Source organism: uncultured Flavobacterium sp., assembly GCF_937967675.1.
Classification (GTDB): Bacteria; Bacteroidota; Bacteroidia; order Flavobacteriales; family Flavobacteriaceae; genus Flavobacterium.
Genome location: NZ_CALBSN010000185.1, coordinates 1 through 15,045, shown reverse-complemented (window position 1 = coordinate 15,045; position 15,045 = coordinate 1). Strand labels below are relative to the sequence as shown.

Genomic DNA, 15,045 nt, shown 5'->3' with positions numbered 1-15,045 from the left:
TCGATTCCTAGTTATTCTATTGGAATTCATCCTTGGTATATCGATGAACATCGTTTGGAAACTGATTTAGAAATTATTAAACAAAAGCTTCAAGTAAAATCGTGTTTAGCATTAGGGGAATGCGGATTAGATAAACGAATTGAAATTCCTTTAGACTTACAGATTTCGGTTTTTAAACAGCAATTAGAAATCGTAAAGCAAACGAATAAACCTATCGTTTTGCACTGTGTGGCGGCCTATGATGAAGTGATTGCCATCAAGAAAGAAATGAAAATTGAGAACCCAATGATTATTCATGGTTTTTCAAAAAACGAGCAAGTGGCGCAATCTCTTCTCAAAAACGGATTTTATTTATCGTTTGGAAAATACTTACTTCGTAATCCAGATTTAGAAAAAGTGTTTATTTTTGCACCCGAAAATCAAATTTTATTAGAAACGGACACGATTGAAGAATCCATTTATCAAGTCTATGAAAAAGCGGCTGCGATAAAAGGAATTTCGGTAGAAGAGATGAAAGCGATTGTTTTTGCTAATTTTTCAAAGATTTTCAGTTAACCAATTTAACGATACAACCCAATTATGGCCAAGTGGAAAGAAAGAGCAGTATTGCTATTTAAAGAAGAAGGTATTCAACGATTAGAAAACGCCAATGTTTTGGTGGTTGGATTAGGTGGAGTAGGGAGTTTTGCTGCCGAATTTTTAGCACGCGCAGGTGTAGGAACAATGACTATTGTTGATGGTGATGTTGTAGACATTACGAATATAAATCGTCAATTACCTGCTTTGCATAGTACGGTTGGGCAACCCAAAGTCAAAATTGTTGGCGACCGATTGATGGATATTAATCCTGATTTAAAATTAACACGCATTGAAGAGTTTTTATCACCAGAGCGCGCTTTTGAATTGGTTACTCCTGAATTTGATTACGTTTTAGATTGTATCGATAGCTTAACACCAAAAATCAATTTGATAGTAGCTTGTAAACGTAAGAAAGTGAAAGTTATTAGTAACATGGGCGCAGGAGGTAAGTTTGAAGCTGAAAAAGTGCGTGTAAAAGACATCAGTAAAACCGATTATTGTCCGTTAGCGAAACAGGTGAGAAAACGTTTAAAATTAGAAGGAATTTCGAGTGGTGTAAAAGTAGTTTACTCCTTTGAAAGACCTGATTACGATAGTGTAAAAATGACGGATGGTTCTAACTTTAAAAAGTCGTTTTATGGAACGAATAGTTGGATGCCCGCTTTGTTTGGTTTGCATGCTGCTGAAACAGTAGTTAAGCATTTGATAGGAAAGAATAAATAAAACAAAACCCGATGAAAATCGGGTTTTATTTTTCAGTTTGTTTAGTTGATATATTCGTCTCAGTTGTGCTTTCTAGGTTTTCCTGAGTTGTTTCCGTTTTAGGTTTAGGTGTGAATGTTTTTTTCTTCACCGGTAAATATAATTCTGTAATCCATTTAGAAGGTTTACGTTCTTTAGGTAAACTTGTTTTGTATACTTCAATAAATTTTCCGTTAGTATCTTCGTTTAATTTGTTTTTTCGGGCATAATTTTTAGCTTTATTCCAAGCCTCTTTACGATGCGAATAATCACCAGTTAAAGTAGTTTTTACAGCTAAAAATTCATCGAAATGACCGCCTGAAATTTCACTTCCAGGTGTAGTAAGAATTTCTTCTTCAACGGGAACGCACATAGCAAAAATGATTTCTTTGTTATTGGGTTTGACACTTTCATATGTAATAAAAGGCAATCCTAAAATTTCGATATCATTTTTTTCAACAAAAGATAACATGTTTTGCAACATGGCTTTAGACACTTTTTGAAAATCGGCTGCATTACAAGTATCAATTTGTTGGATATAGTTGGTCATGTGTTTTGTAACCAATCCATTAATTTTGATATTGTACGTTTTTAATTCTTTGACTAAGTAAGTATCTATATTTTCTAAACCTTCTTCTAACTTATTTCCAATTACATAATCCACACCACCTTTAAGAACACATAGAAGTTTTAGATTAAAATTTAATTTACCATTTAATTCCCAAGTAATCAAAACACCATTATTGGTTTTTTGAAATTGCATTAGGGATTCATTTTTGATTTCAGAAATAAATATGTTTTGTGTTAAACTATCGTTTGGAGTGATTTTGATATTTTTAAAATTCGCTTCATCTGATTTCCATGGAGACCAATCTTGATAGGAAGAGGAATCAGTTACAAAATTGAAAACGATATCTTTTTCAATTTTAATTTCTTTAGAACGTACGATTTTGTAGTCTCCCTTTTGAGTTACCACAAAAACAAGGAAGGCAATACTAAAAAGAAGTAGAAGTAGTAATATGTATTTTAAAATTCTCATTATAGCGCATTGCGTTTTATCAAAAGTAAGAAAATTAATCTTTCATCAAAACTTTTATTAAAAATAGTAATCCAATAAAGACTAAAAAGCCTAAAAACACCCAGTATGTTCCTTTGTAGAAGGGTTTCATTTGTTTTAAATCTTTTCGATACACAATAATCATTGTAGTTACAAAGACAATAACAAAGAAAATCGCAAAATAGATTTGGCCTGTTGAAAACATATTGAAAATTTTCACAAAAGTAATAATTTAATGGTATCAAATTTTCTAAATTTAGTGAAATTTATATGATACGTTATGCAAAAACAATTAAATGCAGTAAAGTTATTTCACGAAACCTATGGTTTAGGGGTGAGTGAAGAAATGAAAGCCGATTTAGGTGCTTTAAAAAACGAACTTCGTTTCAATTTAATGAAAGAGGAAAATGAGGAATATTTAGAAGCGGTTCAAAATAATGATATCGTTGAAATTGCAGATGCTTTAGGAGATATGCTGTATATTTTATGTGGTACGATTTTAGAGCATGGGTTGCAACATAAAATAGAAGCAGTTTTTGATGAAATTCAACGTTCCAATATGAGTAAGTTAGGTGAAGACGGAAAACCTATTTACCGAGAGGATGGAAAAGTTATGAAAGGTCCTAATTACTTTAAACCCAATTTTGAAGAAATATTAAAATAGTCACAGTTTCCAATCACAGTTATCAGTGATTTATTTTTTCTGATAACTGTGACTGCTACTGCTTACTAAATTTTAATTGTCCACCCAAAAGTGTCTTCCGCTAATTTGTATTGAATGTTAGTTAGTTTTTCTTTAATTTCAAGTGCCATAGAATTTTCTAATTTAGGTAATTCATAATACTGGTCTTGGAATGAAAATCCAACAATTGGATTGATTACGGCAGCTGTTCCAGCACCAAAAATTTCTTTTAATGAGCCGTTTTTAGCAGCTTCAACAATTTCGGCTACTAAAACGGAACGAACTTCTACGTTGATGTTTTCTCTTTTTGCTAATTCGATAACACTTTTACGAGTAACACCATCTAAAATTCTTTCGCTGGTTGGAGCAGTATATAAAGTATCATTAATTCTAAAGAAAACGTTCATTGTTCCTGCTTCTTCTAACTTAGTATGTGTAGCATCGTCTGTCCAAATGATTTGTTGGAACCCTTGTTCATTGGCTAATTTTGTTGGGTAAAATTGTGCGGAGTAATTTCCGGCAGCTTTTGCTGCACCAATACCTCCGTTAGCGGCTCTACTGTAATGTTCTGCAATGATTACTTTTACTTCTCCAGAATAATAAGAACGCGCTGGAGATAAAATAATCATGAAACGGTATTGTTGAGAAGGCGCTGCAATTACACCATGTCCGGTAGCAATCATAAATGGACGAATGTATAGGCTGTTTCCTTTTCCTTTTTTTACCCATTCTTTTTCAATTTCTAATAAGCGGTGTAATCCTCCTAAAAATACATCTTCAGGAACTTCAGGCATTGCCATACGGGTTGCACTTTTATTAAAACGGTGAAAGTTTTCATCGGGTCTAAATAACCAAACATCATCTTGTTGATCTTTGTATGCTTTCATTCCTTCAAAAATAGCTTGTCCGTAGTGGAATACTTTTGCTGAAGGGTCCATCATAAAAGGGGCATAAGGTTCTATAACAGGTTTTTGCCATGCTCCATTAACATAATCGCATACTAACATGTGGTCTGTAAAAACATTACCAAAAGTTAGGTTTTCAAAATCTACTTCGTTGATTTTTGAATGAGGAGCCGAAATAATTTCAATTTCGTTTAAAGTTTTTAATTCCATTAGGGTCAAACTGTTATAAAATTAGTTTTGTATTATCAACAAAAAAAATGTTGATTTTTAGATATTGGTTGCAAATTTACTAAAAAAAAGAAGTTTTATTTTTACTTATTGAAAAATAATTATCAACAACAAAGAATGATTTCTTTTTGATAAATCATATTAACCTTAGTTAAACGAAACTTTTTTTGAAGTTCCGAAAATAGAAAAAATATCGTTATTTTTGTTGAAAATATTCACAAATAATATGAAAAATATAGTTACACTTTCACTTTTAACATTAGCGTTTGTTAGTTGTGAAAAAAAGCAAGAAGCTAAGCCAGAAAAAGTAAAAATTGCTTATGCTGTTTTTGGCGATTCTATTTCAACAGATGGTGCAATAACAAGTGCCGAGATGATGGATAAATTTAAAACTTTAAAAGAAGGTGATACTTTAGAAGTTAAATTTAAATCGGGTATCAACGAAGTTTGTCAAAAGAAAGGTTGTTGGATGACGTTAGATTTAGCGGATGACAAAGAAGCTTTTGTTAAATTTAAAGATTATGGTTTCTTCGTTCCAAAAAACGCACAAGATAAAGAAGTGATTGTAAATGGAAAAGCATTTGTAAGTATTGAAAGTGTTGATGTTTTAAAACATTATGCTAAAGACGCTGGAAAATCGCAAGCTGCAATTGACAGTATTGTAGCGCCAAAAGTGACGTATTCATTTATGGCAGATGGTGTTTTAATTGCTAAGTAATGAAAAAGTTAATTCTACTTTGCTCTTTTGCTCTTTTGTCTTTTTCATGTGATAAGAAAGCGGATGAAAAAGCAACGGATAAAGAAGCATGTGAAACCGATTCAAAAGTAAATAAAGACGGTTTTGAAATGTATGAAATGTCAGAAATGGCAGCTTTGATGGAGCAAATGTATGTGGATAATCAGCGTTTAAAAGAGCGTATTATAAAAGGAGATACCATTGGTAAATTTCCACAACATTTTATTAAAATTCATAAAGCGGTGATGACTGATGAAACGGATAAAGATGCTTTTTTTGAGGAACAAGCGGCAAAATTTATCAAAGCTCAGGAATTGATTTATGAAGATCCGAAAAACGCCAAGGAACATTTTAATAACGGAATTGATGCTTGTATTCAATGCCATGAAGTAAAATGTGGTGGACCGATACCAAAAATTAAGAAACTATATATTGAGTAATTGCTCCTAAAATAAAAAAGGTTTAAGAACTAGATTACGAATTCTTAAACCTTTTCTTTTTTGAATTTACTATGAAAAGAGAAATTATTATTACTGATGACGGTTCCACTACCATACGAATTCCAGATTGGAATGAGAACTATCATTCAACTCATGGCGCTATTCAGGAAGCGAAACATGTTTTCATTAAAAATGGATTGGATTTATTACAAAATCAAAAATCAATATCAATATTAGAAATTGGTTTTGGAACAGGTTTGAATGCTTTTATTACTTTTTTGGAAACTTTAGATAAAGAGAAAGTCAATTATGTTGGAGTAGAAGCGTACCCAATTTCAACTGAAGAAATAGCCCAAATGAATTATGTTAGTGAATTACAAGCTACTCAATATCAAGTCATTTTTGATAAAATGCATTCTTGTGATTGGGAAAGCCAACAAAATATTACGAACAATTTTATTCTTACCAAACGAAGACAATTTTTTCAAGATATTGACGATAAAGAGCAATATGATTTAATTTACTTTGATGCTTTCGGATTTCCATTGCAGCCAGAATTGTGGAGTGAAGTTATCTTTAAAAAAATGTTTGACGCACTTTTACCCAATGGTATTTTAGTGACCTATGCTTGTCGTTCTTCAATAAAAAATGCAATGCTAAGTGTTGGGTTTTCAATTGAAAAGCTGCCAGGTGCTCCAGGAAAACGAGAGATGTTACGAGCGATAAAACGCATATAGTTTTTCTTGTTAATTAAGAATTTAATAAAATTTTAGCATTTTTTTAGTAAATAAATTATTTTTCGAACTATTTTTTTTATTTATCTTTACAACATGTTCTTATCCCTAGTCTAACCAATTAAGTTAATAATTTATGTCTAGATCAATGTTTTCTTACACGAAATCGATTTTAGAGCGTGTGAGTTTTGATGCAAAATTATTTTGTAAAGAATTAGAAAAAGCTGTACAAGTATTACTTCCTTACGAGATAGATCAGTTAAGAGAATGGCTGTTACAGTTTACAAAAGAAAAGCCAGAATTAAGACAATGTTTAATTTATATTAATTAAAAAAAATCCCGAAAGTTCTTTCGGGATTTTTATTTTTATTTCGATTTTGGGCTTATGATTTCCACGTCACTAAAAGCAATTGCTCCTCTAACAACGCCTGAAATTGTATCTCGTAGTGCGTTGATAATATGAATTTTTAATTCGTTTTTTGGATAAATTAAACTTACTTCTCTTGCGGGTTTAGGATCTTTAAATGGTTTAAGTTTTGATTTGCTTTTTTCATTTAAATCTAGCGTATGTAAATAAGGTAGTAATGTAGTTCCTAAACCTTCATCTGCTAATTTAATAAGTGTTTCAAAGCTCCCGCTTTCAAGTTGGAAGTAGCCATCGGAAATAAATTTATTGTTTTTGCATAAATTTAAAATTCCATTTCTAAAGCAATGTCCATCTTGAAGCAATAAAATTTTATCTAAGTCTAAATCTGATATTTCAATTTCTTTCTTGTTGATTGTTGGATGATTAGAAGGTACATAAGCTACAAAAGGTTCATAATACAGCACAATTTCTTTTAAATTTTCTTCTTCGAGTGGTGTTGCAGCAATAGCGCAATCAAGATGACCGTTTTTTAATTTTTTAATAATTTCTTCTGTAGTTTGTTCTTCTATAATCAAATTTACTTTAGGATATTTTTTTATAAAATTATTTAAAAACATCGGAAGAAGTGTTGGCATAATGGTAGGAATTATCCCTACTTTAAATTCACCACCTATATATCCTTTTTGTTGATCTACGATATCTTTAATACGACCTGCCTCGTTAACAATATTTTTTGCTTGGTTTACGATTTTTTCACCAACTTCAGTAAGTAAAATAGGCTTTTTACTTCGGTCAAAAATTAAGATATCCAATTCATCTTCTAATTTTTGAATTTGCATACTCAAAGTGGGTTGCGTAACAAAACATTTTTCTGCAGCTAATGTGAAGTTTTTGTGTTCGGCAACTGCTAATACGTAGTAAAGTTGTGTAATTGTCATTATTGATAAATTTGATACAAATATAAAAACTATCAATTTAACTTATGAAAAAAAAGACTTAAAATTTTGTAAATTTGGTAAATAAAATAAAAAACATGAAATTAAATAGTTTAGGATTGCCTATAATACAATCACAGGAATTAGTTACCAACTTGAATGGTTTGTTATCCAATTTTCAAGTTTACTATCAAAATTTAAGAGGGTTACATTGGAATATTAGAGGAAAGCGTTTTTTTGATTTGCATTTAAAATTTGAAGAGCTGTATAACGATAGTCAAATAAAAATTGATTTAATAGCTGAACGTGTTCTAACATTAGGAGGTGTTCCATTGCATACTTTTTCAGATTACATAGCTAATAGTAAGTTAAGGGTAGGTAAAGATATTTCTAATGATGAAGAAGCGATTCAATTAATATTAGAATCTATTAGTGTTCTTTTGCAATTAGAAAGACAAATTTTGATAAAAGCCGCTGAAATAAGTGATGAAGGAACCAATTCGATGATGAGTGATTTTATTGCAGAACAAGAAAAAACCAATTGGATGTTGAAAGCTTGGTTAAACGAAGAAATTTAATAAAAAAAGCACCTTTTAAAGGTGTTTTTTTTTATTATAAATTTTGATGAGTTTTCGGTTTGAAATAGTATATTCGCAAAATGAAATCATTGGTAAATGTATTTTTATTCATTTTTATAGCCTTTTTATCAACGCCAACTTTAGTTGGTTTAATAGATAAAAAGGCTGATACGTCTTGTTTTTATACAATGTGTGAAGAAGAAGAAAATCATATTCCTTTCAATGAAATTAAATCGGTACCTCTATTTAGTTATGCTCCTATCAGTTTTGTTCAATCTGATGTAATTGAATTAAATGTATTAGTAGAGCATGATTTGAGTTTTACTAATTTGGCGCATCAAATTTTTTCTCCACCTCCTAATATTTTATAATACTTTTTTTCATCGCACTTTTCATTTTGTTTGAGTGTAGTAATATAACGTATTATAAAATTTTTTCATGAATAAACATTCTATTTTTTCCAATGTAAGAGGAGATCTTGCATCTGGTTTGGTTGTATTTTTAGTAGCTTTACCCTTATGTTTGGGTATAGCTTTAGCGTCTGGAGCTCCTTTATTTTCAGGAATAGTTTCAGGTGTAATAGGTGGCGTTGTAGTTGGTATTTTAAGTAATTCATCATTAAGTGTTACGGGTCCAGCTGCAGGCTTAACCGCTATTGTTTTAACTGCAATTACAGATTTAGGAGGGTTTGATATCTTCTTAGTAGCAGTAATTTTAGCGGGATTAATTCAGATTGCTTTAGGTTTTTTGAAAGCGGGTAGTTTTTCTAATTATTTTCCTACAAGTGTAATAGAAGGCATGTTAGCTGCTATTGGTATTATTATTATATTAAAGCAAATTCCACATGCTTTTGGTCATGATATTGATAATGAAGGCGATTTTTTCTATATAGAAAAATCAGGTCATTCTACATTTGACACGTTAATAGAATCCATAAATTATATTCACACAGGAGCATTACTAATAGCATTATTGTCGTTAGCAATATTAATTCTTTGGGAAAAAGTACCTGCATTACGAAACATCAAAGTAATTCCAGGAGCTTTAGTTGTAGTAGTAGTTAGTATTTTGTTGAATGAGTTTTTCATACAATCGGGTTCTAATCTAGCTATTGTGACTCAAAATCATTTAGTGAGTTTGCCTTCTTTTGGTGAAATTCAAAAAGGTTTCGCATTGCCTAATTTTGCCGAATTGGCTAATGAAAAGGTTTGGATAGTTGCCGTAACTATTGCAGTAGTGGCTTCTATAGAAACTTTATTATGTATTGAAGCTACTGATAAACTAGACCCATTTAAACGATTTACAGATACGAATAGAGAATTAAAAGCTCAAGGTATTGGCAATATTTTGAGTGGTTTATTAGGAGGATTACCAATGACTTCGGTTGTTGTTCGTTCATCTGCAAATATAAATTCTGGAGGGCGAACTAAATTAGCAACGATCTTTCATGGAGTGTTGTTATTTACGTTTGCACTTTCAATTCCATTTATTTTGAATAAGATTCCTTTAGCAGCATTGGCTGCAGTTTTATTAATGGTGGGGTATAAATTAGCAAAGCCTAGTGTATTTGTTCATTTGTGGAAAAATGGTTATTCTCAATTTATTCCTTTTATTATTACGGTAATAGCTGTTGTGCGTATTGATTTATTAAAAGGTGTAGGAATCGGTTTAGCAGTGAGCATCATTTTTATTTTATATCAAAATCTAAAGATTGCTTATTCGTTTAAGAAAGAATCTTTTCATGATGGTGATGTTATTACTATTAAATTAGCGCAAGAAGTCTCATTTTTAAATAAGGCTGCAATTAAAACGACATTAGGTCAAATTCCTCATGGTTCTAAATTAGTTATTGATGCATCTCATACAAAATATATAGATTTTGATGTAGTGGAATTGATCAAAGATTTTAGAAATGTAACAGTAAAGGATAAAGATATTACTTTAACTTTAATAGGATTTAAAGAGCAATATAATTTAGATAATACGGAGTTTCAACAGGTAAAAATTAAAGATTCAAAAAAAGATAAAGAATAATATGAAAGCACATAATAAAGAAACACAAGCACAGATGACGCCTCGTAAAGCATTACAATTTTTACAAGAAGGTAACAATCGTTTTATAAATAATTTGAAAGCTAATCGCAATTTATTAGAACAGGTTAATGAAACTAGAGATGGACAATGGCCTTTTGCAACCATTTTAAGTTGTATTGATAGTAGAACTTCAGCGGAGTTAATTTTTGACCAAGGGTTAGGAGATGTTTTTTCGGTAAGAATTGCAGGAAATATTGTTAATACTGATATTTTAGGGAGTATGGAATTCGCATGTAAAGTAGCTGGCTCCAAATTGATTGTTGTTTTAGGACATTCTAAATGTGGTGCTGTAAAAGGTGCTTGCGACCATGTAGAAATGGGTAATTTAACGGAATTATTATCTAAAATTCAACCAGCAGTTTACGAAGAAAAAGTAACTACTTCTGAAAGAAGTTCAAAGAATAGTGAGTTTGTTGAGAACGTGGCAGAAATCAATGTAAAAAGAAGTGTAAAAAATATCATTGAAAGAAGCTTTGTTTTGGAGCAAATGTTAGAAAATGGACAAATTGGAATTGTTGGAGCCATGCATGATATTGAAACAGGTGTTGTAACTTTTTACGATGATGTATTATATATTAAGGATGATATGAACCCTGAATTTACAGTAGCAGCATTGAGACACTAATTTGAAATCAAAATTTAAATGCTATCTATTTTCTATATTATTTAGAAATGATAGCTTTTTATTTTATATTTATACACTATTTATATGATAATGAGTGATTTTTATAAAAAGATATTGGATAATAATAAAAAATGGGTAGAAAGTAAACTAGCTCTAGACTCTAATTATTTCAAAAATTTAGCTGATGGTCAAAATCCACCATTATTGTGGATAGGTTGTTCTGATAGTCGCGTGCCAGCTAATGAGATTATTGGGGCAGAACCAGGCGAAGTTTTTGTTCACCGAAATATTGCCAATATGGTGGTACATTCTGATATGAATATGTTGAGTGTTTTGGATTATGCTGTAAATGCTTTAAAAGTAAAACATGTAATTGTTTGTGGACATTATGGTTGTGGAGGAGTAAAAGCAGCGATGGGAAATAGTTCAATTGGAATCATCGATAATTGGATTCGACATATTAAAGATGTCTATCGTTTTCACCAAAATGAGTTGGATGCCATTACAAATGAAAAGGAACGCTTTAATAAATTTGTTGAAATCAACGTAAAAGAACAAGTTATGGATTTAGCTAAAACATCCATTGTTCAAACCGCTTGGAAAAACGGTCAAGAATTATCATTACACGGTTGGGTTTACGGACTTAACGATGGTTATGTAACTGATTTAGGCGTGAATTTTAGTTGCGATAAAGATTTGGATGACGTGTATCAGTTGAAGTTTTAATCTTCTAAATTTTCATTAAAAGCCGACGGCAATAACTGTGGAATAAATTTAATCAAAATAGGCAATAACAAGCCACCACCAGGAAGTAAGAAAATGGTTAGCGATGGAACTGTTTTACAGATATCGAGCAACTGTTTTTTTACTTTCTTTTTTTCTTCTTTGCTTAAATCTTTTGTGGTAGATTTGGCTAAAAGCTGCATCAATTCACCACTTTCCTTGATTTCTTTGGTTAATCGGTCTTTGTTGCGAATGATAAGTTTAGTTACATTTTTATTGGCTTGATCGTAAAAATGTTTTATCGGATTCGAATAATTAAAAAACGGTATTTCGGATTTGTATTTTTCGATAAAATCATTTATTTCTTTTTTACTTTTTTCAAGTAAACTAGCTTCTAATTCTAATTCCGAACTCAAAAGTTGTAAGAAATGCTCTTCATTAGGTTCCAATTTTTCATCACTCCAAAGTGCCATTTGTGCAATGTCTAATAAATATAAACGTTCTAATAAAGAAGTGTGTCGCATCAATTTTATTTCCGATAATTCAATGTTTTCAATAGTATTGAATTTGGTATAACGAATTGAATTTTCAAACAATTTCACCAATAATTCATCGTATTTTGATTTTCGCTCTTTAATTTTTAAAGCCAATGAAACAATTTTGATACAATCCGATTCTACATTTTTCAGATAATCTGACGGTAACGTTTCATTTTTTAAATAATATTCGAATGCTAAAACATCAATAAACAAAAGCGCATTGGTAATGATGTGTGAGAAATTCTTGCTAATCGTATTATTATTCGTTTGGATTCGGTCATCTATAATTTTTTCTAAGCGTGAACTGTGTGTCCCTTCTGGAAGTAATTTTTTGATGAAATTCAGGTTTTCAGGTTGAATGATTTTGTAAAATTGGTAAACCGAATTGATGAAATCCTCTTTCGTTCCGTTTGATTTTTCGATACGATATAACGAAAAAAGCGTATTCAAAAAACCAACTTTCGTCACTTCATCATACGACCATTTTGTAGTGTTGATTTGGTTTTGAAGTTGGTAACGTACCACATAACCATAAATAAATCCAGTAGTTCTACAATCTTCATAAAAAGACAAAGTATTACCTTGAAAATCAATGAAATTATCATTGTTTTCAACAAAAAACTTGTCAATCCAACCGTTTGCAGATGGGTTTATCATTTTATAATTTCTCTTTTAAGTATTTTCCTGTAACTGAATTTTTATTTTTAGCTACTTCTTCTGGTGTTCCAAAAGCGACTAATTTTCCTCCATTTTCACCACCTTCTGGACCAATATCTAAAATATAATCAGCACATTTGATTAAATCTAAATTGTGTTCAATTACGATAATCGAATGTCCTTTTTCTAGCAACGCATCAAACGAAGCTAATAATTTTTTGATATCGTGAAAATGTAAGCCTGTTGTTGGTTCGTCAAACACAAACAAAGCTCGGTCTTTAATCGTTCCTTTTACCAAGAACGAAGCTAATTTAATACGTTGCGCCTCGCCACCAGAAAGGGTAGATGAGGATTGTCCTAATTGCACATAGCCTAAACCAACGTCTTGCAAAGGTTGTAATTTTTGCGTGATTTTGGTCTGTTTGTGTTCCGTAAAGAATAACAAAGCTTCATCAATAGTCATTTTTAAAATGTCATCGATGTTTTTGTTTTCGAAAGTTACTTCTAACACTTCTTTTTTGAAACGTTTTCCATTACAAGCTTCACATTCTAAGTGAACATCGGCCATAAATTGCATTTCAATCGTTACTTCGCCATCACCTTTACACACTTCACATCTTCCGCCATCAACGTTGAAAGAGAAATGTTTGGCTTGATAATTTCGTAGTTTAGAAACGTTTTGTTTCGCAAATAAATCACGAATATCATCGTAAGCTTTGATATACGTAACTGGATTCGAACGCGAACTTCTTCCAATCGGATTTTGGTCTACGTATTCGATATGTTTGATGTGTGAAAAACTTCCAGCTAATTCGGTAAATTGGCCTGCTTTTTCTCCAACACCTTCTAATTTCTTTTGAATGGCTGGAAACAAAATTTTCTTCACCAAGGTACTTTTTCCACTTCCTGAAACACCTGTAATCACTGTTAAACATTCTAATGGGAAAGTAAAATTTTCATTCTTTAAATTATTTTCTCTTGCTCCAATAACTTCAATATGATTCTTGAATTTTCTTCTGGTTTTTGGAACCGAAATTTCTTCTTTTCCATTCAGATATTTAGCGGTTAATGAATCCGCTTTCAGAATTTCATCATAGGTTCCTTGTGCGACTAATTCACCGCCATGAGTTCCTGCTTCTGGACCAATATCGATAATCATATCGGCAGCTTTCATGATATCTTCGTCGTGTTCTACTACAATTACGGTATTACCTAAATCACGTAAATCTTTCAATACTTCGATTAATCTTTCGGTATCTTTTGGATGTAAACCGATGCTTGGTTCGTCTAAAATATACATCGAACCTACTAAACTACTTCCTAACGAAGTCGCTAAATTAATTCGTTGCGATTCACCACCAGAAAGCGAATTAGAGTTGCGATTTAACGTCAAATAACTCAATCCCACATTGTATAAGAAGTCTAAACGATTGTTGATTTCAATTAATAAACGTTTGGCAACTTTAGCATCATATTCGTTTAATTCTAATTTTTTGAAGAATTCGATTAAGTTTACAATTGGTAAATCTACTAAATCAGAAATTGTTTTTCCTCCAACTTTAATAAAATTAGCTTCATAACGTAAACGTTTTCCTTTACAAGTGGTACATTTCGTCTTTCCGCGATATCTCGAAAGCAAAACACGGTTTTGAATTTTATAGTTTTTCTCTTCTAATTCCGAAAAGAAATCATGTAGTCCTGTGAAATAGGAATTTCCATCCCAAATCAGTTGTTTTTGTTCGTCAGAAAGTTCGAAAAACGGTTTGTGAATTGGGAAATCAAATTTATAAGCATTGTTTACCAATTGGTCGCGATACCAACCCATACTTTCGCCACGCCAAGGAAAAACTGCATTTTCATAAATGGATAAAGCGGTATTGGGAATCACTAAATCCTCATCAATTCCGATAACACTTCCGTAGCCTTCGCAGGTTGGACAAGCTCCGTAAGGATTATTAAAACTGAACAAGTGAATATTTGGTTCTAAAAACGTAATCCCATCCAATTCAAAATTAGAACTGAATTCCAATCGCTTTTTCGAATCTACTTCTTGTAAATAACAAATTCCTTTTCCTTCGTAAAAAGCGGTTTGTACGGCATCGGCTAATCGATTATAGAATTCTTCTTCGTCTTTAACGACAATTCGGTCAACGATTAGAAGAATGTCTTTGTTATCTAATTGGAGTTGTTCGATGGTATCCAACCGCACCATTTCGTTATCTACTAAAATACGAGCGAAACCTTGTTGTAGTAGTACTTTTAGTTTATCCTCTAAAGCTCTTCCTTCTTCTAAATGAATAGGAGCAAGCAGTAACCATTTACTATCTAAAGCAAATTCTTTGATATCATTAATAACATCAGAAACTGTATCTTTTTTTACTTCTTTACCAGAAATAGGCGAGTAGGTTTTACCAATTCGGGCAAA

17 protein-coding genes are annotated in these 15,045 nt (G+C 31.5%); 12 read left to right on the top strand and 5 right to left on the bottom strand.

Annotation, left to right across the window (positions count from 1 at the left end):
- Together Q0075_RS12240 and Q0075_RS12235 are read left to right on the top strand one after the other, a co-directional pair.
- Nucleotides 1-555: TatD family hydrolase (locus Q0075_RS12240; RefSeq protein WP_297869756.1), on the top strand; the 555-nt coding region annotated here is incomplete at its 5' end.
- Nucleotides 556-579: 24 nt separating this feature from the next.
- Nucleotides 580-1,302 carry a tRNA threonylcarbamoyladenosine dehydratase gene (locus Q0075_RS12235; protein WP_297869755.1) on the top strand — a complete coding sequence of 241 codons (723 nt, stop codon included), beginning with the start codon at nucleotides 580-582 and terminating at the stop codon, nucleotides 1,300-1,302.
- 25 nt (nucleotides 1,303-1,327) lie between these two features.
- On the opposite strand, the gene Q0075_RS12230 is transcribed toward Q0075_RS12235, so the two are convergent.
- Nucleotides 1,328-2,359: a hypothetical protein gene (locus Q0075_RS12230; RefSeq protein WP_297869754.1), complete on the bottom strand. Its 1,032-nt coding sequence runs from the start codon at nucleotides 2,357-2,359 to the stop codon at nucleotides 1,328-1,330.
- Nucleotides 2,360-2,657: 298 nt separating this feature from the next.
- Here Q0075_RS12230 and Q0075_RS12220 point away from each other — a divergent pair, with 298 nt between their 5' ends.
- The gene (locus tag Q0075_RS12220; RefSeq protein ID WP_291110250.1) at nucleotides 2,658-3,041 is read left to right on the top strand and encodes a nucleoside triphosphate pyrophosphohydrolase family protein; all 384 of its coding nucleotides are present in this window, start codon (nucleotides 2,658-2,660) and stop codon (nucleotides 3,039-3,041) included.
- A gap of 65 nt (nucleotides 3,042-3,106) precedes the next feature.
- Here the strand turns inward: Q0075_RS12220 and Q0075_RS12215 are convergent, their stop codons facing one another.
- The gene (locus Q0075_RS12215; RefSeq protein ID WP_297869753.1) at nucleotides 3,107-4,174 is read right to left on the bottom strand and encodes a branched-chain amino acid aminotransferase; all 1,068 of its coding nucleotides are present in this window, start codon (nucleotides 4,172-4,174) and stop codon (nucleotides 3,107-3,109) included.
- A 244-nt stretch (nucleotides 4,175-4,418) separates the two neighbouring features.
- Between Q0075_RS12215 and Q0075_RS12210 the strand changes: the two genes are divergently transcribed.
- The 4 genes from Q0075_RS12210 to Q0075_RS12195 all read left to right on the top strand — a co-directional run bounded on the left by Q0075_RS12210 (nucleotide 4,419) and on the right by Q0075_RS12195 (nucleotide 6,433).
- Nucleotides 4,419-4,910, top strand: coding sequence for a DUF4920 domain-containing protein (locus Q0075_RS12210; RefSeq protein WP_297869752.1), 492 nt, complete (start codon nucleotides 4,419-4,421; stop codon nucleotides 4,908-4,910).
- The gene (locus tag Q0075_RS12205; RefSeq protein ID WP_297869751.1) at nucleotides 4,910-5,368 is read left to right on the top strand and encodes a hypothetical protein; all 459 of its coding nucleotides are present in this window, start codon (nucleotides 4,910-4,912) and stop codon (nucleotides 5,366-5,368) included. The genes Q0075_RS12210 and Q0075_RS12205 overlap by 1 nt, the downstream gene beginning before the upstream one ends.
- Nucleotides 5,369-5,439: 71 nt before the next feature.
- A complete protein-coding gene (gene mnmD / locus Q0075_RS12200; RefSeq protein WP_297869750.1) occupies nucleotides 5,440-6,105 on the top strand; it encodes a tRNA (5-methylaminomethyl-2-thiouridine)(34)-methyltransferase MnmD in 666 nt (221 codons plus the stop codon).
- A gap of 133 nt (nucleotides 6,106-6,238) precedes the next feature.
- Nucleotides 6,239-6,433, top strand: a complete 195-nt coding sequence (locus Q0075_RS12195; protein WP_291110240.1) for a hypothetical protein — start codon at nucleotides 6,239-6,241, stop codon at nucleotides 6,431-6,433.
- Between the two features lie 35 nt (nucleotides 6,434-6,468).
- On the opposite strand, the gene Q0075_RS12190 is transcribed toward Q0075_RS12195, so the two are convergent.
- Nucleotides 6,469-7,407: a LysR substrate-binding domain-containing protein gene (locus Q0075_RS12190; RefSeq protein WP_291110238.1), complete on the bottom strand. Its 939-nt coding sequence runs from the start codon at nucleotides 7,405-7,407 to the stop codon at nucleotides 6,469-6,471.
- A gap of 95 nt (nucleotides 7,408-7,502) precedes the next feature.
- Between Q0075_RS12190 and Q0075_RS12185 the strand changes: the two genes are divergently transcribed.
- From Q0075_RS12185 to can, 5 genes are all read left to right on the top strand, one after another.
- On the top strand, nucleotides 7,503-7,982 hold the full coding sequence (locus Q0075_RS12185) for a Dps family protein (RefSeq protein WP_297869749.1): 480 nt from the start codon (nucleotides 7,503-7,505) through the stop codon (nucleotides 7,980-7,982).
- 80 nt (nucleotides 7,983-8,062) lie between these two features.
- Nucleotides 8,063-8,353: a hypothetical protein gene (locus tag Q0075_RS12180; RefSeq protein ID WP_291110234.1), complete on the top strand. Its 291-nt coding sequence runs from the start codon at nucleotides 8,063-8,065 to the stop codon at nucleotides 8,351-8,353.
- A 67-nt stretch (nucleotides 8,354-8,420) separates the two neighbouring features.
- The gene (locus Q0075_RS12175; protein WP_297869748.1) at nucleotides 8,421-10,016 is read left to right on the top strand and encodes a SulP family inorganic anion transporter; all 1,596 of its coding nucleotides are present in this window, start codon (nucleotides 8,421-8,423) and stop codon (nucleotides 10,014-10,016) included.
- 1 nt (nucleotide 10,017) lies between these two features.
- A complete protein-coding gene (locus Q0075_RS12170) occupies nucleotides 10,018-10,701 on the top strand; it encodes a carbonic anhydrase family protein (protein ID WP_291110230.1) in 684 nt (227 codons plus the stop codon).
- Nucleotides 10,702-10,791: 90 nt separating this feature from the next.
- Entirely contained in the window at nucleotides 10,792-11,427 is a 636-nt protein-coding gene (gene can, locus Q0075_RS12165) for a carbonate dehydratase (RefSeq protein WP_297869747.1), read from the top strand.
- Here the strand turns inward: can and Q0075_RS12160 are convergent.
- Together Q0075_RS12160 and uvrA are read right to left on the bottom strand one after the other, a co-directional pair.
- On the bottom strand, nucleotides 11,424-12,620 hold the full coding sequence (locus Q0075_RS12160; protein ID WP_297869746.1) for an LETM1-related biofilm-associated protein: 1,197 nt from the start codon (nucleotides 12,618-12,620) through the stop codon (nucleotides 11,424-11,426). The two genes, can and Q0075_RS12160, sit on opposite strands and share 4 nt — an antisense overlap.
- Before the next feature lies 1 nt (nucleotide 12,621).
- The coding region (gene uvrA, locus Q0075_RS12155) for an excinuclease ABC subunit UvrA (RefSeq protein ID WP_297869745.1) at nucleotides 12,622-15,045 on the bottom strand (2,424 nt) is incomplete at its 5' end.